21 protein-coding genes are annotated in these 19,998 nt (G+C 68.9%); 9 read left to right on the forward strand and 12 right to left on the reverse strand.

The genetic code is table 11. The features are described 5' to 3' along the window. Positions 1-2: 2 nt before the first annotated feature. Positions 3-461, reverse strand: coding sequence for a (2Fe-2S)-binding protein (locus C8D03_RS01845; protein ID WP_108044741.1), 459 nt, complete (start codon positions 459-461; stop codon positions 3-5). A gap of 207 nt (positions 462-668) precedes the next feature. On the opposite strand from C8D03_RS01845, the gene C8D03_RS01850 reads away from it, so the two are divergent. Continuing rightward, on the forward strand, positions 669-1,283 hold the full coding sequence (locus tag C8D03_RS01850) for a TetR/AcrR family transcriptional regulator (RefSeq protein ID WP_108044742.1): 615 nt from the start codon (positions 669-671) through the stop codon (positions 1,281-1,283). A gap of 85 nt (positions 1,284-1,368) precedes the next feature. On the opposite strand, the gene ppdK is transcribed toward C8D03_RS01850, so the two are convergent. Together ppdK and C8D03_RS01860 are read right to left on the reverse strand one after the other, a co-directional pair. Continuing rightward, positions 1,369-4,056 (reverse strand): pyruvate, phosphate dikinase, encoded by a 2,688-nt coding sequence (ppdK, locus tag C8D03_RS01855; RefSeq protein ID WP_465246423.1) that lies wholly within the window; start codon positions 4,054-4,056, stop codon positions 1,369-1,371. Positions 4,057-4,307: 251 nt separating this feature from the next. After that, positions 4,308-4,964, reverse strand: coding sequence for a glutathione S-transferase (locus C8D03_RS01860; protein ID WP_108051081.1), 657 nt, complete (start codon positions 4,962-4,964; stop codon positions 4,308-4,310). 147 nt (positions 4,965-5,111) lie between these two features. Here C8D03_RS01860 and C8D03_RS01865 point away from each other — a divergent pair, with 147 nt between their 5' ends. Further along, positions 5,112-5,675, forward strand: coding sequence for a TetR/AcrR family transcriptional regulator (locus tag C8D03_RS01865; RefSeq protein WP_108044743.1), 564 nt, complete (start codon positions 5,112-5,114; stop codon positions 5,673-5,675). A gap of 194 nt (positions 5,676-5,869) precedes the next feature. Then, positions 5,870-7,432 carry an ankyrin repeat domain-containing protein gene (locus C8D03_RS01870; protein WP_108044744.1) on the forward strand — a complete coding sequence of 521 codons (1,563 nt, stop codon included), beginning with the start codon at positions 5,870-5,872 and terminating at the stop codon, positions 7,430-7,432. Between the two features lie 47 nt (positions 7,433-7,479). Here C8D03_RS01870 and C8D03_RS01875 read toward each other — a convergent pair whose 3' ends face one another. Next, positions 7,480-7,968, reverse strand: coding sequence for a YcgN family cysteine cluster protein (locus tag C8D03_RS01875; RefSeq protein ID WP_108044745.1), 489 nt, complete (start codon positions 7,966-7,968; stop codon positions 7,480-7,482). A 295-nt stretch (positions 7,969-8,263) separates the two neighbouring features. Here C8D03_RS01875 and C8D03_RS01880 point away from each other — a divergent pair, with 295 nt between their 5' ends. From C8D03_RS01880 to C8D03_RS01890, 3 genes are all read left to right on the forward strand, one after another. Next, the gene (locus C8D03_RS01880; RefSeq protein ID WP_108044746.1) at positions 8,264-10,489 is read left to right on the forward strand and encodes a transglycosylase domain-containing protein; all 2,226 of its coding nucleotides are present in this window, start codon (positions 8,264-8,266) and stop codon (positions 10,487-10,489) included. A 124-nt stretch (positions 10,490-10,613) separates the two neighbouring features. After that, on the forward strand, positions 10,614-11,189 hold the full coding sequence (locus C8D03_RS01885; protein WP_108044747.1) for a DUF1214 domain-containing protein: 576 nt from the start codon (positions 10,614-10,616) through the stop codon (positions 11,187-11,189). Beyond that, positions 11,186-11,821 (forward strand): DUF1254 domain-containing protein, encoded by a 636-nt coding sequence (locus C8D03_RS01890; protein WP_108044748.1) that lies wholly within the window; start codon positions 11,186-11,188, stop codon positions 11,819-11,821. The genes C8D03_RS01885 and C8D03_RS01890 overlap by 4 nt, the downstream gene beginning before the upstream one ends. Positions 11,822-11,823: 2 nt before the next feature. On the opposite strand, the gene C8D03_RS01895 is transcribed toward C8D03_RS01890, so the two are convergent. Together C8D03_RS01895 and C8D03_RS01900 are read right to left on the reverse strand one after the other, a co-directional pair. Continuing rightward, positions 11,824-12,633 (reverse strand): hypothetical protein, encoded by an 810-nt coding sequence (locus tag C8D03_RS01895; protein WP_108044749.1) that lies wholly within the window; start codon positions 12,631-12,633, stop codon positions 11,824-11,826. Beyond that, positions 12,630-12,872: a hypothetical protein gene (locus tag C8D03_RS01900; protein ID WP_108044750.1), complete on the reverse strand. Its 243-nt coding sequence runs from the start codon at positions 12,870-12,872 to the stop codon at positions 12,630-12,632. The genes C8D03_RS01895 and C8D03_RS01900 overlap by 4 nt, the downstream gene beginning before the upstream one ends. 144 nt (positions 12,873-13,016) lie before the next feature. Between C8D03_RS01900 and C8D03_RS01905 the strand changes: the two genes are divergently transcribed. Continuing rightward, a complete protein-coding gene (locus tag C8D03_RS01905; protein ID WP_108044751.1) occupies positions 13,017-14,150 on the forward strand; it encodes a DUF2336 domain-containing protein in 1,134 nt (377 codons plus the stop codon). 24 nt (positions 14,151-14,174) lie between these two features. Here C8D03_RS01905 and C8D03_RS01910 read toward each other — a convergent pair whose 3' ends face one another. The 3 genes from C8D03_RS01910 to C8D03_RS01920 are packed head-to-tail and all read right to left on the reverse strand — an operon-like array spanning position 14,175 to position 16,964. Then, positions 14,175-14,510, reverse strand: coding sequence for a DUF1491 family protein (locus C8D03_RS01910; protein ID WP_108044752.1), 336 nt, complete (start codon positions 14,508-14,510; stop codon positions 14,175-14,177). 54 nt (positions 14,511-14,564) lie between these two features. Further along, the gene (locus tag C8D03_RS01915; protein WP_108044753.1) at positions 14,565-15,140 is read right to left on the reverse strand and encodes a hypothetical protein; all 576 of its coding nucleotides are present in this window, start codon (positions 15,138-15,140) and stop codon (positions 14,565-14,567) included. Positions 15,141-15,155: 15 nt separating this feature from the next. Then, positions 15,156-16,964, reverse strand: coding sequence for a sensor histidine kinase (locus C8D03_RS01920; protein WP_108044754.1), 1,809 nt, complete (start codon positions 16,962-16,964; stop codon positions 15,156-15,158). A gap of 321 nt (positions 16,965-17,285) precedes the next feature. On the opposite strand from C8D03_RS01920, the gene C8D03_RS01925 reads away from it, so the two are divergent. Together C8D03_RS01925 and C8D03_RS01930 are read left to right on the forward strand one after the other, a co-directional pair. Beyond that, positions 17,286-17,585 (forward strand): hypothetical protein, encoded by a 300-nt coding sequence (locus C8D03_RS01925; protein ID WP_108044755.1) that lies wholly within the window; start codon positions 17,286-17,288, stop codon positions 17,583-17,585. A 123-nt stretch (positions 17,586-17,708) separates the two neighbouring features. Next, positions 17,709-18,137, forward strand: a complete 429-nt coding sequence (locus C8D03_RS01930) for a SufE family protein (RefSeq protein WP_108051083.1) — start codon at positions 17,709-17,711, stop codon at positions 18,135-18,137. Positions 18,138-18,149: 12 nt separating this feature from the next. On the opposite strand, the gene C8D03_RS01935 is transcribed toward C8D03_RS01930, so the two are convergent. The 3 genes from C8D03_RS01935 to C8D03_RS01945 all read right to left on the reverse strand — a co-directional run bounded on the left by C8D03_RS01935 (position 18,150) and on the right by C8D03_RS01945 (position 19,992). After that, entirely contained in the window at positions 18,150-18,998 is an 849-nt protein-coding gene (locus C8D03_RS01935; protein ID WP_146170036.1) for a DUF6456 domain-containing protein, read from the reverse strand. Continuing rightward, positions 18,995-19,366, reverse strand: a complete 372-nt coding sequence (locus tag C8D03_RS01940; RefSeq protein ID WP_108044757.1) for a helix-turn-helix domain-containing protein — start codon at positions 19,364-19,366, stop codon at positions 18,995-18,997. Before C8D03_RS01940 ends, C8D03_RS01935 begins: the two co-directional genes overlap by 4 nt. A 209-nt stretch (positions 19,367-19,575) precedes the next feature. Beyond that, complete coding sequence (locus C8D03_RS01945; RefSeq protein ID WP_108044758.1) at positions 19,576-19,992, reverse strand: Ros/MucR family transcriptional regulator; 417 nt, start codon at positions 19,990-19,992, stop codon at positions 19,576-19,578. Positions 19,993-19,998: the final 6 nt, after the last annotated feature.

A 19,998-nucleotide genomic window follows, 5' to 3' on the forward strand; every position in this document is an offset into this window, starting at 1 on the left:
GCTCAGCCCTCCAGCGTGCGGGCGGCGGCGTGGATCGCCGTGCGGATGCGGGCATAGGTGGCGCAGCGGCAGATGTTGCCGTTCATCGCGAGATCGATGTCGCGGTCGCTCGGCTTCGGGTTCTGCTTCAGCAGCGCGACCGCGCTCATCACCTGGCCGGACTGGCAGTAGCCGCATTGCGGCACGTCGATCTTGTCCCAGGCGGCCTGGACCGCCCTCGCCTCCTTGCCGTCCAGCGCCTCGATGGTGGTGACGGGCCCCTCGACCGCCGAGACCGGCGTGACACAGGAGCGCACCGGCTGGCCGTCGATCCAGACGGTGCAGGCGCCGCATTGCGCGACGCCGCAGCCGAATTTGGTGCCGGTCAGGCCGAGATTGTCACGGATGGCCCAGAGCAGGGGCGTGTCGGCGTCGACATCGACGCTCTGGGAGCGTCCATTGACGGTGAGTGTATGGGCCATGGCTGCCTCGCGGATTCAAAATGCCGTGTGAAGAAGCGGAACGTCGCCCTGCCGCGGGGGTTATCTGCGAACCCATTCCGGCATAGCGTCGACAGGCGATCGCGAACGCAACCGCCTGAATTAGATTTTCGCCTGAATTGGACTTTCTGGATCAATTCAGTCTAGTTGGTAGAGTCGCGCAAAGACTGGAATTCGTCAAGAGTGAGAATGAGCAGCTCACGAGAATGTTCCCCGGCAGCGCCGGACGAGGCCAGGACCCGGATCGAGCAGATCGCCGATGCGGCCTTGCGGCGTTTCGCGCGCTACGGTTTCAAGCGCAGCTCGATGGACGACATCGCCCGCGAGGCCAGCCTCGCCAAGGCGACGCTCTACCTGCATTTCAAGGGCAAGGACGACGTCTTCCGCGCGATGATCGAGCGCTTCGGCGCCCGGATCGCGACGCTGTCCGAAGCGGTGATGGCCCGGCCCCTGCCCTTTCCGGATAAACTCGAAGCGTTGATGCTGGCGCAGTTCGGCGCGAGCTATGCCGCCTTCGGCGATGGCGAGCACCTGGCCGAGCTCAAGGCGGTGATGGCGAGCATCGCGCTGCGCGAGATCCAGGCGTTCGAGGGCATCTTCACCGCCAATGCGACGATGCTCCTGACGGAGGCCGCGGCCAAGGGCGAGATTGCGCTCGGATCGCTCGCACCCGGGGCGATCGTCGAGACGCTGTCGCAGGCTGCGATCGGCGCCAAGATGGGCCAACCGCCCGCGCTGGAAACCTATGAGGCGAGGCTGCGCCAGATCGCGGCGCTCGCGGCGCAGGCGGTGGCGAAGCGGTGACGTTGCCCTAGCCCGCCGCGATGCTCGAACCTGCACCCGCGGCGCGCCGATCTCCGCCGACGCGCCGATGCATGGTGCCTTGGCCTCAGCCCTCCTTGGCCCGCACGGCCCCCAATGCCGCCTGCGCTGCCGCGAGCCTTGCGATCGGGACGCGGAAGGGCGAGCAGGAGACGTAGTCGAGCCCGACGCTCTCGCAGAAGCCGATCGAGGCCGGGTCGCCGCCATGCTCGCCGCAGATGCCGAGCTTGATGTCGGGGCGCGCCTTGCGACCGCGCTCGGCCGCGAGCTTCACCAGCTCGCCGACGCCCTCCTGGTCGATGGTGACGAAGGGATCGGCGGCGAGGATGCCCTTGGCGGTATAGGCGCCGAGGAAGGAGGCGGCATCGTCGCGCGAAATGCCCAGCGTGGTCTGGGTCAGGTCGTTGGTGCCGAAGGAGAAGAACTCGGCGCTCCTGGCGATCTCCTCGGCACGCAGCGCGGCGCGCGGCAGTTCGATCATGGTGCCGACCTGATAGGTCAGCGCGACCTTGCTCTCGGCCATGACCTCCTTGGCCATGGCGTCGATGCGCGCCTTGACCAGATCAAGCTCGGCCACGCCCATGACGAGCGGGACCATGACCTCCGGGATCACCGCCTTGCCGGTCTCCCTGGCGGCGATGACCGCCGCCTCGAAGATGGCGCGGGCCTGCATCTCGGCGATCTCGGGATAGGCGATGGCGAGGCGCACGCCGCGGAAGCCGAGCATCGGGTTGAACTCGTGCAGTTCGGCGGCGCGGTGCTTCAGCGCATCCGGCGTCACGCCGAGCGCGGTTGCGACGGCCGCGATCTCGGCCTCGCCATGCGGCAGGAACTCGTGCAGAGGCGGATCGAGCAGGCGGATGGTGACCGGCAAGCCCTGCATGATGGTGAAGAGCTGGACGAAATCCTGCCGCTGCATCGGCAGGAGCTTGGCGAGTGCGGCGCGCCTGCCCCGGTCGTCCCCGGCGAGGATCATCTCGCGCACCGACTGGATGCGCCCCTCCTCGAAGAACATGTGTTCGGTGCGGCAAAGCCCGATGCCCTCGGCGCCGAATTCGCGCGCGGTCCGGGCATCGTCCGGGGTCTCGGCATTGGCGCGGACCTTGAGGCGGCGGACCTTGTCGGCCCAGCCCATCAGCGTCGCGAACTCGCCGGAGAGTTCCGGCTTCTGCATCTTGACCTCACCGAGCAGCACCTGGCCGGTGCCGCCATCGACGGTGAGGAAATCGCCGGCCTTCAGCGTCGTCGCGCCGACCGTCAGCGTGCCCTTGGCGTAGTCGACACGGATCTGGCCCGCGCCCGAGACGCAGGGCTTGCCCATGCCGCGCGCCACCACCGCCGCATGCGAGGTCATGCCGCCGCGGGTGGTCAGGATGCCTTCCGCGGCGTGCATGCCGTGGATGTCCTCCGGCGAGGTCTCGACGCGCACCAGGATGACCTTGCGGCCGGCCTTCTTGGCGTTTTCGGCATCGTCGGAGTTGAAGACGATCTCGCCGGCGGCGGCGCCGGGCGAGGCCGGCAGGCCGGTGGTCAGGATACGCCGCTCGGCCTTGGGATCGATCATCGGATGCAGCAGCTGGTCGAGCGCGCCGGGCTCGACGCGCTGAACAGCCTCCTCCTGCGAGATCAGCCCTTCGGTCGCGAGTTCGACCGCGATGCGCAGCGCCGCCTTGGCGGTGCGCTTGCCGGACCTTGTCTGCAGCATCCAGAGCTTGCCCTCCTGGATGGTGAACTCCATGTCCTGCATGTCGCGGTAATGCTTCTCGAGGATGCCGTAGATGCGGCAGAGCTCGGCATAGGCCTCCGGCATCTCGCGTTCCATCGAGGGCTTGTCGGAGCCGGCTTCCTTGCGGGCGGTCTCGGTGATGTCCTGCGGGGTGCGGATGCCGGCGACGACGTCCTCGCCCTGGGCGTTGATCAGGAACTCGCCATAGAGCGCGTTCTCGCCGGTGGAGGGGTTGCGGGTGAAGGCGACGCCGGTCGCCGAGGTGTCGCCCATGTTGCCGAAGACCATCGACTGGACGTTGACCGCCGTGCCCCAGGCGGCCGGGATGCCGTTCAGCTCGCGATACTTGATCGCACGCGCATTCATCCAGGAGGAGAAGACGGCGCCGACCGCGCCCCAGAGCTGCGCTTCGGGGTCCTGCGGGAAGTCGCTGCCCAGCGCCTTGCGGACGATGGCCTTGTACTTGCCGACCAGCACCTTCCAGTCCTCGGCGCCGAGATCAGTGTCGAGATGGAAGCCCTTGCGCTCCTTGTAGTCCTCCAGCGCCTCCTCGAAATCGCCGTGGTCGACGTCGAGCACGACGTTGGAATACATCGTGATGAAGCGGCGATAGCTGTCCCAGGCGAAGCGGGCGTCGCCGGACGCCTGCGCCACGGCCTCGACGGTGATGTCGTTCAGGCCGAGATTGAGGACGGTGTCCATCATGCCGGGCATCGAGGCGCGGGCACCCGAGCGCACCGAAACCAGCAACGGATTGGCCGGATCACCGAAGGTCTTGCCGGTCAGGCGGCCCATCTCGGCAAGCGCCGCCCTGGCCTGGGCGTCGAGCTCCGGCGGGAACTGCTTGCCGTTGTCGTAATACCAGGTGCAGACCTCGGTGGTGATGGTGAAGCCGGGCGGCACGGGAAGTCCCAGATTGCTCATCTCGGCCAGGTTTGCGCCCTTGCCGCCGAGCAGGTTCTTCATCCCCGCCTCACCCTCGGCCTTGCCGTCACCGAAGGTGTAGACCCATTTCCCGCCAGCCATCATCCAGCCCCCTTCACGTCTTCCAAGCCGTGCGCAACAACGCAGCGGCCAGCGAATGGTTCGTGTGCGTCGCAACAGAGGCGACGCGGCGTGGTCATGCCGAAAAGCGCATGAACAATCAATGAGCGAGCAGGCTACAAGCCGATACAACCGGGGGGACGATGGCACGCGCCGCCGGTGAGCGGGATTAGGGTTTCGGCCGAGCGAGACAGCGAAAGACCTTTCGTGACGGCCTCGGTTCGCGGATAGCGATCTCAAACGGCCGCTTCGATCGGCTCCGACATCGTCACCCGGCTCCTGACGCTCGGGCGTTGCTGCATCGCTGCGTACCAGGTTCGTAGCGCCTCGCACTGCGCCGGGACCGGCAGCTCCACGAATCCGGCGAAGATCAGGCCGGCGATGACAGTGATGTCGGCCATCGAGAACACTTCACCCGCGACGAAGGGCTGCCGTTTCAGAATGCCATCGAAATAGTGCATGCCGCGCACGGCCTTGTCGCGCTGACGAAGGCCCCATTCGGCATTCTGGTAAAGCTCGACGTCAGGCCCAAGCCCGGGCGTGGCGTGATGGAAATAGACGCTGACGGGGTCGAGCAATTCCAGTTCGGCGCGCTTGTTCATCATGTGGATCACGCCCTTCTCCAGCGGGGTCTTGCCGGTGAGCAGGGGCGCGCCGTCCAGCGCGTCGAGATATTCGGTGATGGCCGTGCACTCGGCCATGAAGGTCCCGTCCTCGAGTTCGAGCACCGGCAAGGTGCCCGAGTAGTTCTTGGCGAGGAAGTCGGGCGTCTTGTGCTCGCCCTTGCGCAGATTGACCGACACGAAGCGGACACGCGATCGCAGGTTCTTCTCGGCCAGGGCGATGCGGACGCGCGCCGGATAAGGCCCGGTCGCCCAGTCGTAGATCGTCATCGCAGCCGGCTTGGCGATGGCCGTATCATTGGCGTCGGGATTCATTTTAAGTCCCTACCTGTCACTTGGTAGGGAAACCTAGGGCTCGTCATCTCCACGGTCAACGCCTATCTGTCACTTGGTAGGCAGTGATCGCGAGGCAGCGAGGTGAACTTGAATTCTCGGGAGAAGATCCTGGCGGCCGCCAAGCGCATCGCGCAGGCGCATGGCTATGGCGGGTTGAACTTTCGCGATGTCGCAGACGAGGTCGGCATCAAGGCCGCGAGCGTCTACCACCACTTCCCGAGCAAGGCCGATCTCGGTGCCGCGGTCGCGCGGCGATATTGGGAAGACACTGAGGCTTCGCTGGAGGCATTGCTGGCCGAATTCCCGGATCCCCTCCACAGCTTGCGGCACTATCCCGACACGTTTCGCCGGGCGCTGGCAAACGGCAACCGCATGTGCCTCGGCAGCTTCATGGCCGCCGAACATGACGACCTGCCGGACGCCGTGAAGCGGGAGGTCGAGACATTTTCCGACATCAACGTGGCCTGGCTGAGCCGCGTTCTGTCCACTGGCTCCGTGATCCCCCCTGAAGCGAGCGAAAAGCGGGCCCGCGCCATCTTCGCCGCCCTCGCGGGCGCCCAGCTCATGGCGAGAAGCCGCTCGGACATCGCGCTCTACGACGCATCGATCGAGAGCTATCGCGAGGCGGGCCTGCTGCCCGCCTAAAGTCCTTTGCCTTAGCGTTTCGCGATCTCATCGCGGCTTGATGCGCGCGATCACGGCGAATATGCTGCGGGCAGGCGAGACGAGACGCCTCCGGACCCGCGGAAAAGGTCTAACCTGCTCGGACAGCGATAAGCTGACGCGTCTGCCCCTGTGCAGCCGATTGCGGGTCTTCGGCCTCATGCACTGGAGGCGTCATGTCACAACTTCCCCCATCCCCCGATCTCGACCATCTGCGCAAGCAGGCCAAACGCCTGTTACGCGCCGCCCGCGCCGGCACAGGCGAGGCGCTCGAACGCTTCGCCACGACCCTGCCGGCAGCGCGAGACCTATCGCTCGACACCCTCGCGCAACGCCCGCTGCGATTGCACGACGCGCAATCGGTCGTCGCGCGGGAGCACGGCTTCCGCTCCTGGACCGAGCTCAAGCGCTATGTCGAATGGGCCCGCAGCGCCGCCACCGAGCGGCTGTCGCGCTGGCTGCGCTTCGTCTTCGAGGGCCAGGCGCGCGAGCGCGCGCTGGCTTTGCGCATGCTGGACGAGGAGCCCGCTCTGGTTTCCGGCGATCCCTGGCTCGGCTGCGTGGTCGGCGATGTCGCCCGCATCGAGCGCGCGCTCGCAGCCGATCCGGACTTCGCCAACCGGCCGGGCGGGCCTCTCGCCATGCCGCCGCTCGCCGCCGTCACCTTGTCCCGGCTGATCCGCGAGCCGGGCTTCGAGGACAAGCTGCTGGCGAGCGCGCGCCTGCTGATCGGCCATGGCGCGGATGTGAACGGCCGCTTCACCGATCCGCGCTTTCCGGGCGATCCGCTCTCCGTGCTCTATGGCGCGGCCGGGCGGACGCATCACGCCGGCATGACAGAGCTCCTGCTCGAAGCGGGAGCCGATCCGAACGACAATGAATCGCTCTATCATTCGGTCGAGAGCCAGGATTTGTCCTGCACCCGGCTGCTGCTCGCGGCCGGCGCACGCGTGGCCGGGACGAACGCCGTGGCGCGCTCGCTCGACTATGACCGGCCGGAAGCGCTGCAACTGCTGCTGGCGCGGCGCGAACAGCCCGTCGAGACGCATTGGCTGCATCACGCCATGCTGCGGGGACGCTCGCTCGCTCATGTTCGCGCGCTGGTCGAGGCCGGCGCGGATCTTTCGGCGCGCGACCGGGCCGGAGCCAGCGTCAACGCTTTCGCCCGTCGCTTCGGCCGCGAAGACGTGCTGGCGCTGCTGCGCGAGCGCGGCGTCGTCGACGATCCGACCCCCGAGGAGGATTTCGCTGCCGCCTGTGCGCGCGGCGACGAGACTGCGGCAAAGGCGATGTTGCGGGCCGCGCCGGACGTCCTATCGCGTCTGAGCGAGGCGCAGCTCAAGGCGATGCCGCAGCTTGCAGCGCTCGGCCGGCTGGACGCCGTCAGGACGATGCTGGCGCTTGGCTGGCCGCGCGAGGTCAAGACGGCCTGGCATGCCACGGCGCTCAACCTCGCAATCTTCCCCGGCGACGCGGCGATGACGCGGCTGCTGCTGGAACAGGGCGCGGATTGGCGCACGCAGCATGGTTATGGCGGCAACGCCCTGGGCACGCTGTCCTTCGCCTCGCAGGCCGACGGCATCGGAGAGCCGGCGCCGCGCGACTATCCCGGCTGCGCGGCGGCGCTCGTCGACCATGGCGTGCCGGCGGAAGCCTTCCGGAGCTATGGCTTTTCCGACGAGGTCAGCGATTGGCTCGAAGGGCGGCTCGCGGCCGAGCAGGAGGCAGCGGTGGGGTGAGAAGCTGGAAACGGGAGGGAGCGCGTCTCAGCGCGCCCTCGCCTTCTTCAGCGGGCTCTCGCCTTCTTGGGCCAGCGCAGCGGCCAGTTGACGATGCGGTCGGGCACGTCATCGTCGGGCACATCGTCCTCGCTGGCGAAGACGCGGCCGCGAACCGCGACCCCGGCCGCAACCACCGTCTCCGCATCGCCCGAGACCAGCGGATGCCACCAGGGCAGATCGCGACCCTCGGCGACCAGCCGATAGGCGCAGGTCGGCGGCAGCCATGGCAGGGTGCGGACGTCATGGGGCGTCAGCGTCACGCAGTCCGGCACCTTGATCGAGCGGTTGGGGTAGTCCTTGCAGCGGCAGGTCTGCGAATCGAACAGCCGGCAGCCGATATCTGTCGCGAGGATCGCGCCGGTGTCCTCGTCCTGCAGCTTGACGAGGCAGCAGCGACCGCAGCCGTCGCAGAGCGATTCCCATTGCTCGCGGCTCATCGCCTCGAGCGGGGTGCTGCGCCAGAATGGATCGTCGGGGTCTCGGTCGCCGGTCATGCCGCCTTATGCTCCGCCGTGTCGGCAGATGGAAGCGCGGGCATAAGCAGGGCATGGCCCGCATCCGCCCCTCGCGCTGTGGCGTAGCCATCTCGACCGTGCCGAAACGGAACAGCGCAGATGGCCCGGAATCTGCTGTCCACCGGAGATTCCGGTTCCGGCCTCTTACAGCCGGGCCCGGAGCGAATATGTATCTGCGACGCGGCCAGAACATGTTGCCAAGACGGCCGGGGCGCGGCAGGACAGTGTCGTCGCCCTTTTCGGCGATGGCTCTCATCGGAACCTCGGGACGGCGATGGAGTTCAGGAAAACAGGCTGGACGACCCGACTGAAGCGCTTCGCGCTGGCGGTCGATTCATGGGTCGATGCCGGGCTGTGGGGCGCGGCGCGGCGCGCCGGCGACACCTATGAACGCATCCGCAGCTTCGCCGACCGCCTGACCGTCACCGGAGGGCAAAGGCTGGCGGCCGAGTTCGCCAGCGAAGGGCTGAACATCGGCATCGCCGGTTCCCTCGTCATGTTGTCGCTCGCCATCCCGTCCTTCCGTGAGGGCCGCGAGGAGGCGCTCAAGAACCAGGTCTTCGCCGTGACCTTCCTCGATCGCTATGGCGCCGAACTCGGCCATCGCGGCGCGCGGCACGACGATTCGCTGAAGCTGGAGGAGATGCCCGACCATCTGCTCAAGGCGGTTCTGGCGACCGAAGACCGGCGCTTCTACGATCATTTCGGCATCGACATCTTCGGCACGCTGCGCGCCATCACCGTGAATGCGCGCGCCTCGGGCGTCGTCCAGGGCGGCTCGTCGCTGACGCAGCAGCTCGCCAAGAACCTGTTCCTGACCAATGAGCGCTCGCTCGACCGCAAGATCAAGGAAGCCTTCCTCGCGGTCTGGCTGGAGTACCGGCTGACCAAGAACGAGATCCTGAAGCTCTATCTCGACCGCGCCTATATGGGCGGCGGCACCTTCGGCGTCGCAGCGGCGGCGGATTACTATTTCGGCAAGTCGGTCAAGGATGTCAGCCTCGCCGAGGCGGCGATGCTCGCCGGCCTGTTCAAGGCGCCGACGAAATACGCCCCGCATGTCAACCTGCCGGCGGCGCGCGCCCGCGCCAACGACGTGCTGAATGCCATGGTCGATGCCGGCTTCATGACGGCAGGCCAGGTCGACAGCGCCAAGCGCAACCCGGCGACGCCGGTCGACCGGCGTCGCGATTCGAGCCCCGACTATTACCTCGACTGGGCGTTCGATCAGGTGAAGGCGCTGGCCGACGACGGCAAGCTCGGCCCCGACCGGGTGCTGACGGTGAAGACGCCGCATGATCCCGCGATCCAGGACCGCGCCGACGAGGCGATCGAATCGATCCTGCGCCAGCACGGGCCGGGCTACCGGGCGAAGCAGGCGGCGACCGTGGTGATGGACCCGGACGGGGCGGTGCGCGCCATCGTCGGCGGGCGCGACTATGGCGCGAGCCAGTTCAACCGCGCGACATCGAGCCTGCGTCAGCCGGGGTCCTCGTTCAAGCCCTTCGTCTATGCGACCGCCCTGCAGGCGGGGCTCTACAAGCCCAGCACGGTGGTCACCGACCGCCCGGTCTGCATCGGCAACTGGTGCCCCAACAATTACGGCCGTTCCTATGCCGGCTCGATGCCGCTGACGACGGCGCTGGCGAAGTCGATCAATACGATCCCGGTGCAGATGTCGATCGCGATCGGCCAGGCGACCGGCGAGAGCCATGTCGCGCGCGCGGCCCGCATCGGACGCATGAAGATCATCGAGACCAGCCGCGCCATGGGCCTCAACTCGCCGCTGACCGACACCGTCTCGTTGCCGATCGGTGCCGCCGAGGTGACGGTGATCGACATGGCGGCAGGCTACGCGGTCTTCGCCAATGGCGGGAAGCGGGCCAGGCCCTATGCCGCGATCGAGATCCACAATTCGCAAGGCGAGCCGATCTACCGGCACGACCGCGACGAGGCGTCTCCGGTCCAGGTGCTCAGCACCCAGGTCGCGCAGGACATGAACTTCATGCTCTCCAAGGTCCCGACCGAGGGAACCGGCCGCCGCGCCGCGCTGGAGGGCGTCGTCACGGCCGGCAAGACCGGCACGACCAACGGCTACAAGGATGCCTGGTTTGTCGGCTATTCCGGCAACCTCATCGGCGCGGTCTGGTTTGGTAACGACGATTCCTCCGAGACCGCCAACATGACCGGCGGCTCGCTGCCGGCCATGACCTGGAAGGAGATCATGCAGTTCGCCCATCAGGGGCTCGAACTGAAGCCGATCCCCGGCGTTGCGCCACCCGACCCGAAGGCCGCAACGGTCGCGAAGGCGCAGGCGCCCGCCGCCGCGATCACCGCGGCGTCCGGCCCCGGAGCAGGCCATATGCCGCGCCAGTCCTTCGAGGTGCTCTCGGCCGTCGGCGCGATGTTCAAGACGATCGAGCCGCCCCGTCCCGCCGGCCGGCCCCTCCAGGTCGGCATCCGCGAGGTCTCCGGAGGCAGCGAAACGCGGATTCGCTAGGGCCGGGTTCGGTCCGCCTGCACTGTGGACGTCGTCGACTGCGTCCCCCTCTGTTGACGCACCCGCTCCCGCTGGTTCAACTCCCGCCGCCGCCATCGGCGGGCCGCTTTCGGAAAACAGGGCATTGCGCGTCTTCCATCTCGCCTATCTGATCGCTCTCGGTGCCGGGCTGGGCCTGACCTCGGCGCATTTTGCCGTCGCGGGACGACCGCTGCCGGGGATGGTCGAGATCGGCGTCTGGAAAGCCTGGCCGCGCAGCGGCGGGCGCGACATCGATCCCTATATGCGGGCCTATCTCGCCCGGGGCGTGCATCTGCCGCTGGGCGCGGGCGAAGGGCTGGAGCTGATCGCCGAGCGGGACCAGCAGGGCTGGCCGCTCGACGGCCGCTGCCGCTATGCGCTGACGGGCGCGACGCCGACGACACGCGGCTGGACGCTCAGCGTCACCGATGCCGACGGGCGCGCCTTCCGCCTGCCGCTCGACCGCAGCGGCTTCACCGATGCCGAGGTCCTGCGCGACGAGACCGGCGCCCTGCGCATCGCCGCCGCCTCCTGGCCGCAGGCGGGCAACTGGCTGCCGCTGCCGACGAGCGGGCGCTTCCAGCTCCGCCTGCGGCTCTACGACACGCCGATCGCGACCCAGGCCGGGGAAACGCGGGCCGAGAGCCTGCCCCGCATCGAGCGGATCGATTGCCCATGAGCGCGGCCGGCCAGGAGATCGCGCCCGGCACCGTCGCCGCGCCGCGGCCCCTGCCCGCGGGGGCGCGCTTCGCCGCGGCCGTTCGCCGCCTGCTGCTGACGACCGTAGCGGGGTTCGTCCTCGCCGGCATCGTCCATATCGTCACCATCCTGCTGATCCCGGTTCTGTCGCGCAGCGACGCCAACAACGCCTATCGCGCGCTCGGGACCGGCGGCCGGGCCGAGTTGATCTCCGCCAACGACAGTCGCGGCCTGCCCCTGCCGCGCGAGGCCGACCTGGCCACGGTGACGGCGGTCTGCAGCTACGATCTGAGTGCCGGCCCGATGCGCGTCGTCGCCCGCGCCGGCACGCTGCCTCTTGGCCTGACGCTGCACCGGCGCGGCGGCGGCGTCATCTATGCGATCACCGACCGGGCCGCGATCCGTGGCGTGGTCGAGTTCGTGGTGATGACGGACGAGCAGCGCGACGAACGGATCGCGCGCGACGAGGATGGCGAGGCCGCGCGCGAATTGCGGATCGTCTCCGACACGGATCAGGGGCTGATCGTGGCGCGCGTGCTGGTGCGGCACCCCTCCGACCGTGCAGATGCCGAGGCGCTGGCGAGCGGCGTCGCCTGCGGCATGGCGGACTGAGATCAGCCCTTGTAGACGACCGGCGGCTTGGCGCCGTCACTGGCGGGCTCGCGGGCGCCGAAGACGCCGATGAGCGGCAGCTTGCAGAGCGGCCCGGCCTCCGCTTCCAGCGCCATGATGGCACGTTCGGCGCGGACCGCCTCGCGCGACGGCATCTCGACGACGAGGTTGGCGAGCGCGTAGCGATAGCTCTCGAGGCGGAAGCCGACGCGTTCGCAGACCCAGAGGATCAGGCCCTCGTTCTCGACGACGCGCGCGAAAGCCGGATCGATCTGCCCCGGCGCGACATGGGGCGAACTCTCGGCCGCGCGCATCCGCACCCTGTCGGCGGAGACCACCCGCATCGCATTGGCGCGGAACGGGCCGATCAGCAGCCGGTCGGCATTGGTATCCTCGGCCAGACGCGAATAGCGGGACACCTGCGACGCGTAGGAGCCGGAGGTCAGCGCCTTGAAATAATCCGAGACGAGGCTGGACTGGGCCTGCACCGGCAGAATTCGGGAATGGGCTAGGTCCGAGATGCGGCTCTGGAAAGTGCTGCGTTCATGCCCCGGCATGATGAAGCGCCAGGCGCGGTCCCGCAGTTGCTCCTCGTCATCGGTCATCCGGAAATACGAGGCCGCCTCGCCGCGCGCCGTGGCCGACCAGAACCCGGCCTGGGGCGCGACGACCTGGCTCCAGACGTCCGGTCGCGGGCGGCCGAGATCGCCGGGGCCGGCGCAGCCAGCCACAGAGAGCCCGAGCAGGATTGCGGCCAGCCGGCCGCTCCGCCTTGAGACGGCGCGCGGGTGATCGGCAGCCTCGGAGGTCACGCCGGCTGCCTGGCGCTGGTCGCCTTCTTCGTCCGCTTGGTGCCGCCGCTCACGGTCGGCGCGGCGGCCAGGACAGGCCGCCTTCGACGAACGGCCGGCTCGACGGGGGCGGGCTCGGCCTGCCGCTCGTAGCGGACGCCGGTGAAGAATAGAATCATCGCCTGCTCCTGCCGCGATGCGGAGGGTGTCGAGGCGGTTTGCGACCGGCGACGCGGCGCAAGAGGGATGACGACGGCCATGATGCGCCTCCGTGTCTTGGCGCCTTGCGTTTCGGTCGCGGGAGATCGCTCTCCGCTCCGCATCAGGCCCGGACATGGTTAACGCCCTCTTAAAGCCTCGGGGATTACTCTCGCCCGACGCCAAGAATCACAGCCGAGTGTCCCATGCCGTTGCGAATCTCCGCCGAACTCGCCCATCTCGCCCGCCTCGCGCGCGATGGCGGGCTCGACCTCAGCCAAGTCTCGCTGCGGGTGAAGGCAGACCTGCTGATGTCGACGCCGCAACCCGCGCAGGACGATCTCGCCGCCTTCGGCGAGATGGCGGCGGCGCTGGTTCCCGGCATCGACGAGGCCACCGCCGTCATCCTGGCCCGCAAGGTCGCCGGCTGGCGCCACGCCCCGGCTTCCGTCATCGCGGCATTGCGGGCCCGCGGCGGCGCCGTGCTCGCGGCCCTGCTGCGTCATGGCATGCCACTGGACCCGGTCGAAATGGAAGAGTTCGCCGGCCATGCCGACGCCGCTTTGGCCGGCGCGCTGCCGGAGCGGGCCGATCTCAGCGCCACCGCGACGCTCATCCTGGTCGAGCGGGCGGACCGGGAGATCGATTTCGCATTGATGGCCAACACGGCCATCACCCTGCCGCGCGCCGCGCTCGACCTGCTGCTGGCACGGGCGCGGGAGGATGCGGGCTATGCCCCGCCGCTGCTTGCCCGCCGCGACCTCTCCAGCGCGGAGATCGCGCCGCTTTTCCTGTTCGCAGGCGAGGAGCGGCGCCTCGCCATGCTCGATTCGCTGGCGGCGCTGGATTCGCTCGGCCCCGTCGAGCGGCGTGAACCGGTTTCCCGCGACGTGTTCGCCGGCTGGCTCGCCATGGCGGCGGACGATCACGACAGCGCTTTCGGCGCGCTCGCGAGCCATCTCGGCGGCGGGCCGGCCCTGACGCAGGCGATCGGGGCGGACCGCTCGCGCGACCTTGCGGCGCTCGCGCTGACGGCGGCCGGCGCCAGCGTCGAGGATGCGACGCGCTTCCTGATCCGGCTCGGCGACGAGGCGGCCCACTCGGTCGAGCGCATCTTTGCGGTGGTCGCGCTGATGCGTGCGGTACGACCTGCAGTGGCATTGCGGCTGGTCATGCAGGTCAGCGGCACGCCGATGCCGGCGCTCTCGCGCCGGGGCCAGCATCAACCTGCGATGGATCCGAGCGGCACCCCCGCGCGGATCGGCCCGGCCCGACCGGAGAGCGCGGTGCCGGCGAGCGACATCCTGCGCAAGCTTAGCACCAGGCGCGACCAGCGCTGAGCGCCGGTAGCTGCCGGAACCGCGCTACTCCGCGACGAGATCGAGCCTGGGGTCGCCCTGCCGGTTCTCGATCTCGACCAGCCAGAGATCGGAATCGAAGCGCAGCTCGCGCGCGACACGCTCCTCGACGCTGCCGGGGTCGCTGTCGAGAACGAGCTGGAAGCGGCGGATGCCGTCATCCTGCGCCATCGATTGCGGTGCTGGCCCATAGAGCGCCGCCGTACGGTCGAGCCGGTCGAGCTTGACGAAAATGGCGCCGGCCTCTGCCGCGCCGCGCCGTCTCAACACGGCGACGAGCCCGTCATGCCCCGCCTGGCGGAGATAAGCGGAGACCCAGAAATCGCTGGTGAGGCGCGCCATCGGCGCTGCTCCCTCGCTGCCTGTTCAATTACCCGGCCGGCGCAATGTCCGTGCTCAGTTCTCGGCGCTGCGGCGCGGCGTGGCGGACCTCGCCTGGGCGACGCCGCGAACCTCCGCCGGCGGCCGGATATCGGCGCCGTTGATCAGGTCGGCGATCGGATCGCGCGGGGCGGCGGCGCTGCGCGCGACCGGCGCCGGAGCGGGTGCGGCTGCCGTACGCGGAATGCTGGTCACGGCCGCCGGTGGCCGGACAACGGGGTCGCGTGCCTGCTGCGACAGGTCGTTCGGGCGCGACGGCGGCAGCGGGGCCGGCGTCGGGGTCATGGTCGCGGACGCGCTGGCGGCGGGCTGCTCGGCGCGCCGCTCGGCCTGTCGGGCAGGCGGTGTCTGCGACGGAGCGGACACCATCGGCGCCGGATGGCGCGCCTTCTGGAGGATCAGCGCATTGGCGAGGATCGCGGCCGACACGGCGGCGAAGACCAGCAGCACGAAGGCGCGGCCGGGCCGGCGCGCCGCCAGGCGCACAACCCGGCCGAACCAGGTCGTCTTGTGGCGCGGCTGCGAAGCCGGGCGCCGGAGCGGGGCGGAGAGCGAGGAGCCGGAATGGGCGCGGGCTGCGATCGTGGACATGCGGTTGGCTCGTGCTCAGGCGGTCAGACGAAAAGGCGCTTTGGTTTCGAGGCCGCGGCGCGGTGCGCGCGCGAAGGTGGCGATCCTGACCGGCTCGGACGCATCGGCGACGCCGCCGACGGGCAGCCGGACGGCGACGCGGGTCCCGACGCCCGGCGCGCTCTCGACGGAGAGGCGCCCGCCATGGAGGCCGACAAGCCCGCGCACGACGGACAGGCCGAGGCCGGTGCCCTCATAGGCGCGATCATAGGAGCCCTTGGCCTGGAAGAAGGGATCGCCCAGACGCGGCAGGTCGCTGGCGGAAATGCCGATGCCGGTGTCCGAGACCGAGAGGTCGATCATGTCGCCATCGCGCACGACGGCGAACATCACGCGCCCGCCGACGGGCGTGAACTTGATGGCGTTCGAAAGCAGGTTGATCATCACCTGCTTCAGCGCACGACGATCGCCCAGCACCGGCGGCAGATCCGGCCCGACGACGCGTTCGAGCGCGATCTCGCCGGCCTCGGCCCGCAGCGCCATCAGCGCACAGCAATCGCGGGTCATCTCGGCCAGATCGAGCGGCTCCTGCTCGATCGTCATGGTGCCGCTCTCGATCTTGGAGATGTCGAGCAGCGTGTTCACGACATCGAGCAGATGGTGGCCCGAGCTGTGGATGATCCGGGCATATTCCAGCCGCTTCTGCGCATCGAGCCAGCCCTGCTGCTCCTCGCCGCTGAGCATCTCCGAGAAGCCGATGATCGCGTTCAGCGGGGTGCGCAGCTCGTGGCTGACGGTCGCCAGGAAGCGGCCCTTGATGTCGCTCGCCTTCACCGCTTCGGCATGGCCGCGGGCGCGCTCCTCCTCCTGGGCGCGCCTTGCCGTGATGTCGCGCATCACGCAGACGACGGCTGCGCTGTCATTGGGGCCGGCGGTCTCGATCCGGTGCGCATGCATTTCGAGCCAGAGCGAAACCGGACGCTGCTGCTCCTGATCGCCATGCGGGACGAAGAGCGTGCGAAAGCAGGCAATGGCGGAGCCCGCGCCATGGGCCGCGTCGCTCAGCGCCTTGAGGAAGAGCGGACGGTCGGCGACATGCACGCGCTCGAACAGGCCGCGCCCGTGCAGTTCGCGCGGCTCGGCACCGGCCAGCGACCGGGCGGCATCATTGGCGAAGACAACGGCGCCGCCGGCATCGTGCCAGGTGACGAGATCGCCGACATGGTCGAGCAGGAGCTGGGCACGCTGGTCGGAGGCGCGATGCTCGCGCAGCTCCTCGCCACGGCGGCGCAGGAAGCCGATGGCAACGATCATCGCCTGCAGGATCGCGACCGTCACCAGGACCGGCATCATGCCGTCCGCCCAGCGCGCCTGCCCGGCGAAAAGGCCGAGATGGTCGAGCGCGACGACGCTGCCGAGTGTAAGCGCCGCGATCGCGCTGGCGCGCGACACATAAGGCCGCGAGCCGAAGAACATCGCCTCGGCGGGCACGGCGGCGAGCCAGAGCAGCAGGGGCGAGCCGGCGCCGCCGGTCATGCCGGAGAGCGCGCCGACGAAGAGGGCGAGCGCCGCCGCGGACATGCAATGCGCGATGTCGAGCCGGCCGGTCCTGGACAGCACCACGACGGCGAGCAGCGGCAGCGCCGCGGCCACGATCACCGCCGCCTCGAGGCCGCCGAGCGTGCCGCGCCAGGCGAGATAGGCCGGAGCCAGGCCGAGCGCAACCGCGCCGACCAGCAGGCGGGTCAGGATGAAGCGCTCATGGCGCATGCGCTCGAGCGAATTGGGCAGCACGGATGCGTGCACCATCGCCGCCACCTGTGTCCTGACCGCCTGCATCTTCATGGGCAACGCAACGCCTAACTGTGCGGACCGTTCGTCCGCTTGCCGGCAATCTCGCCCCGGGCGGTTTAAGCGGGGCTTAAGGCAGCCGCGGCCGGATCGCCGAAAAGCGTCGCTGTATCACGGCTTTCTCTATTAAGAACAACGACTTCCGCGGATCTCTCCGGGGGCGCCCGGCACGGCCGCGATGTTGGAAGCAGGGTGAACGGAAGCTGAAGATCGAGCGTCGTGTTTGACGATCCGGAATGACGTGATTTTTCCGCATCCCGGGCTAGGGTCGATGCGGGATGGGGCGCAGGCAGCGCCCGTCACGAAGCGGGGACCATGATGGCCTATATCCTGCGCAGCCTGGCGGTGATCGGCGTGATCGCGCTGAACTCGCCCGTCCAGAGCGAGAAACCGGATGATGGCGGCGCCGTCGCGCGCGTCCGCAGCGTTGCAAGGGCGGCGGCTCAGGTCGATCCGCAGAGCGCGATGTCCAGCGTCACGGCCGCACGCGAGACCGCGCAGATTCTCGCAGGTCTCGACCCCGAGACCCGCCAGCGCGTGATGGCCCTGGCGACCGCGGGGCTCGCGGGCCGGCACGACCCGCGCGAGCCCTCAGCCCCGGCCGCGACACGCTGAGGCGCCACGCCCCATGATCGCAGCCCGCGCTTGACGCGGCCGCCCGACGCGCCGAAGACGCTGGCCTCGAACATGGCAGGGCGGGAGCCGGCCTGCCACGCGGCGACCGGCAGCGGACAGGACATGAGCGCGAACCTCGACGAGATCATCGCCAATTTCGACCTGCTCGAGGAGTGGGACGACCGCTACCGCTATCTGATCGAGCTCGGCCGGGAGCTGGAGCCGCTGCCGGAGGCGGCGCATAACGACGCCAACAAGGTGCGCGGCTGCGCCAGCCAGGTCTGGCTCGACTCGCGTCGCGATGGCGGCCCCGGTCCGCAGACGCTGCTGCATTTCCGCGGCGATAGCGACGCCCATATCGTGCGCGGGCTGGTCGCGCTGGCGCTGGCGATCTATTCCGGGCGCAGCGCCTCGGAAATCCTGGAGACCGACGCCTTCGCGATCTACGAGAAGCTCGGTCTCGCCGCGCATCTGACGCCGCAGCGCTCCAACGGCGTGCGCTCGATGATCGAGCGCATCAAGTCCGACGCACGCACAGCCGCCGCCGGCTGATCGCGGGCCGCCTCATCCAGCCCGTTCCGGCATGAGGCTCGGGCGCGCGTTTTCGCCATGCCAGACGGAGTTCCGGCATTTCGCCGTCGCGGGCGGCGGCGCGATGCCGTAATGCGTCGCCAGCGCCTTGAGCGCGAGACGCAGCACGACCTTGGCCGAACGCGCCGGCCAGCCGCGCTCGCGCTCGACACGGTCGAGCCCTTTGAGGAAGCCGCAGACATCGATGGCGAGGCCCGACAGATCCGGCCCGAGCCGGTCGCAGGCCAGCCTGACGCGCTGACGGGCTGTAAGGGCGGCATCGGAGGCGCCGGCCGGATCGCGGCCACCGGCCCCGTGCGCGTCCGGCACGAGCGAGGCATCCCAGTTCATCGTCACGCGCGGCATCATCCGCGCAAGGGTGAGATCGGAGCGGAAGCGCTCCCCGGCCGCGAACTCCTCCGCCGAGATTTGCGGCCGGCCATCCCGACCCGGCCGGCGATGCAGCCAGAGCAGCGGGCTCTCGCGCTCGTCCAGCGTCACCGCCTGCATCCGGCCGTCGATCGGAACGACGCCCTCGGCCAGGCTCCGCTTCGGAGCTTTCGCGGCGCCGGTCGCGAGGAGGCGCCGCGAGCCGCCCTCGCCGCTCCATTTCGCCAGGCCGTCGCCAACCAGTGCGTCGGCCGCCTCGGATGGCGCATATCCGGCTCCGAGGCTGGTGCCATTGGTGCTCCGGTAGAGCGCGATCCGTCCGCAGCCCAAAGGCGAGCGGCAGCCGAAGGCACCGGGCTGCGCCAGATGCCGCAACAGGCGAGCGCGCAGATCAGGCCCGTCTTCTGCCACATCCTCTGCAACGCTCCCCGCCACGCCCCCTGCCCGGCTCACGACCGGGCCTCCGGCCGGGCGCCCGTGACAAGCGCGCCCGTCAAGGCGAGTAGCCCGGCCTCGAGTGCAGCCAGCGCGAATTCCCGTGCCGGATCGTCGCGGCGATCCTCGATCAGGGCGCAGGCATGGCGAACCGTGGTCCGGTCGCGGCCGAAGCAGATGCCGACGCGGGTGAAGCTCAGGCCGAAGGCGACATGGGCGAGATACATCGCGGTCTGTCGCGCCAGCGCGATCGGCCGCCGGCCCCGGCAGGGCGAACGCAGGCTCGCGGCTGGAACATGGGCAACGGCCGCCACGACGACTTCGGCGAGCCGCGCCAGCGCCGCCTGGTCGATGGGATCAACATCTGCAGGCTCAAGATTGTTCATGATATGTTCTCATTAATTCTCGCCGGACAGCGACGATGCCGGCTCGATCATGCATGAAAATATTCCTATGACAAGACACGGCGCGAACGCTGCCGGCTTATCCCCGCCAGGTCGCCGGGACGTTCCGCGTACAAAAAAGGCCGCCGGCAAGCCGGCGGCCTTTTTTATGATCCCTGAAGGTCCCGCCTCGGCGAAACCTCGGGCCGGTTTCAGCGGCGCTTGCGGCGCTGCTGGCCCAGGCCCATCTTCTTGGCGAGCTGCGAGCGCGCCTCGGCATAGTTCGGCGCGACCATCGGATAGTCCGGCGGCAGGCCCCACTTCTCGCGATACTGCTCGGGCGACATGTTGTACTGCGTGCGCAGATGGCGCTTGAGCGATTTGAACTTCTTGCCGTCTTCGAGACAGATGAGATAGTCGGCCGTGATCGACTTCTTCACCGGAATGGCAGGCTTCGGCGCCTCGGCCGGCACCACCGGAGCGGCACCGCTGATGACGCGGCTCAGCGCGGCGTGCACCTCACCGATCAGCGCCGGCAAGTCGGCGGACGGAACGGAATTGTTTGAAACATAGGCAGAGACAATATCCGCAGTCAGCTCGATAAAATCCGATCCGTCACTATCAGCCATGATGGC

It is taken from the genome of Bosea sp. 124 (assembly GCF_003046175.1).
Classification (GTDB): Bacteria; Pseudomonadota; Alphaproteobacteria; order Rhizobiales; family Beijerinckiaceae; genus Allobosea.

Coding starts and splice junctions, on each gene's coding strand:
- C8D03_RS01945 (WP_108044758.1), bottom strand. CDS start 19,992: ATGGCTGATAGTGACGGATCGGATTTTATCGAGCTGACTGCGGATATT.
- C8D03_RS01880 (WP_108044746.1), top strand. CDS start 8,264: ATGGAGTTCAGGAAAACAGGCTGGACGACCCGACTGAAGCGCTTCGCG.
- C8D03_RS01875 (WP_108044745.1), bottom strand. CDS start 7,968: ATGACCGGCGACCGAGACCCCGACGATCCATTCTGGCGCAGCACCCCG.
- C8D03_RS01860 (WP_108051081.1), bottom strand. CDS start 4,964: ATGACGATCTACGACTGGGCGACCGGGCCTTATCCGGCGCGCGTCCGC.
- ppdK (WP_465246423.1), bottom strand. CDS start 4,056: ATGATGGCTGGCGGGAAATGGGTCTACACCTTCGGTGACGGCAAGGCC.
- C8D03_RS01890 (WP_108044748.1), top strand. CDS start 11,186: ATGAGCGCGGCCGGCCAGGAGATCGCGCCCGGCACCGTCGCCGCGCCG.
- C8D03_RS01905 (WP_108044751.1), top strand. CDS start 13,017: ATGCCGTTGCGAATCTCCGCCGAACTCGCCCATCTCGCCCGCCTCGCG.
- C8D03_RS01910 (WP_108044752.1), bottom strand. CDS start 14,510: ATGGCGCGCCTCACCAGCGATTTCTGGGTCTCCGCTTATCTCCGCCAG.
- C8D03_RS01920 (WP_108044754.1), bottom strand. CDS start 16,964: ATGAAGATGCAGGCGGTCAGGACACAGGTGGCGGCGATGGTGCACGCA.
- C8D03_RS01850 (WP_108044742.1), top strand. CDS start 669: ATGAGCAGCTCACGAGAATGTTCCCCGGCAGCGCCGGACGAGGCCAGG.
- C8D03_RS01845 (WP_108044741.1), bottom strand. CDS start 461: ATGGCCCATACACTCACCGTCAATGGACGCTCCCAGAGCGTCGATGTC.
- C8D03_RS01930 (WP_108051083.1), top strand. CDS start 17,709: ATGAGCGCGAACCTCGACGAGATCATCGCCAATTTCGACCTGCTCGAG.
- C8D03_RS01900 (WP_108044750.1), bottom strand. CDS start 12,872: ATGGCCGTCGTCATCCCTCTTGCGCCGCGTCGCCGGTCGCAAACCGCC.
- C8D03_RS01915 (WP_108044753.1), bottom strand. CDS start 15,140: ATGTCCACGATCGCAGCCCGCGCCCATTCCGGCTCCTCGCTCTCCGCC.
- C8D03_RS01925 (WP_108044755.1), top strand. CDS start 17,286: ATGATGGCCTATATCCTGCGCAGCCTGGCGGTGATCGGCGTGATCGCG.
- C8D03_RS01870 (WP_108044744.1), top strand. CDS start 5,870: ATGTCACAACTTCCCCCATCCCCCGATCTCGACCATCTGCGCAAGCAG.
- C8D03_RS01940 (WP_108044757.1), bottom strand. CDS start 19,366: ATGAACAATCTTGAGCCTGCAGATGTTGATCCCATCGACCAGGCGGCG.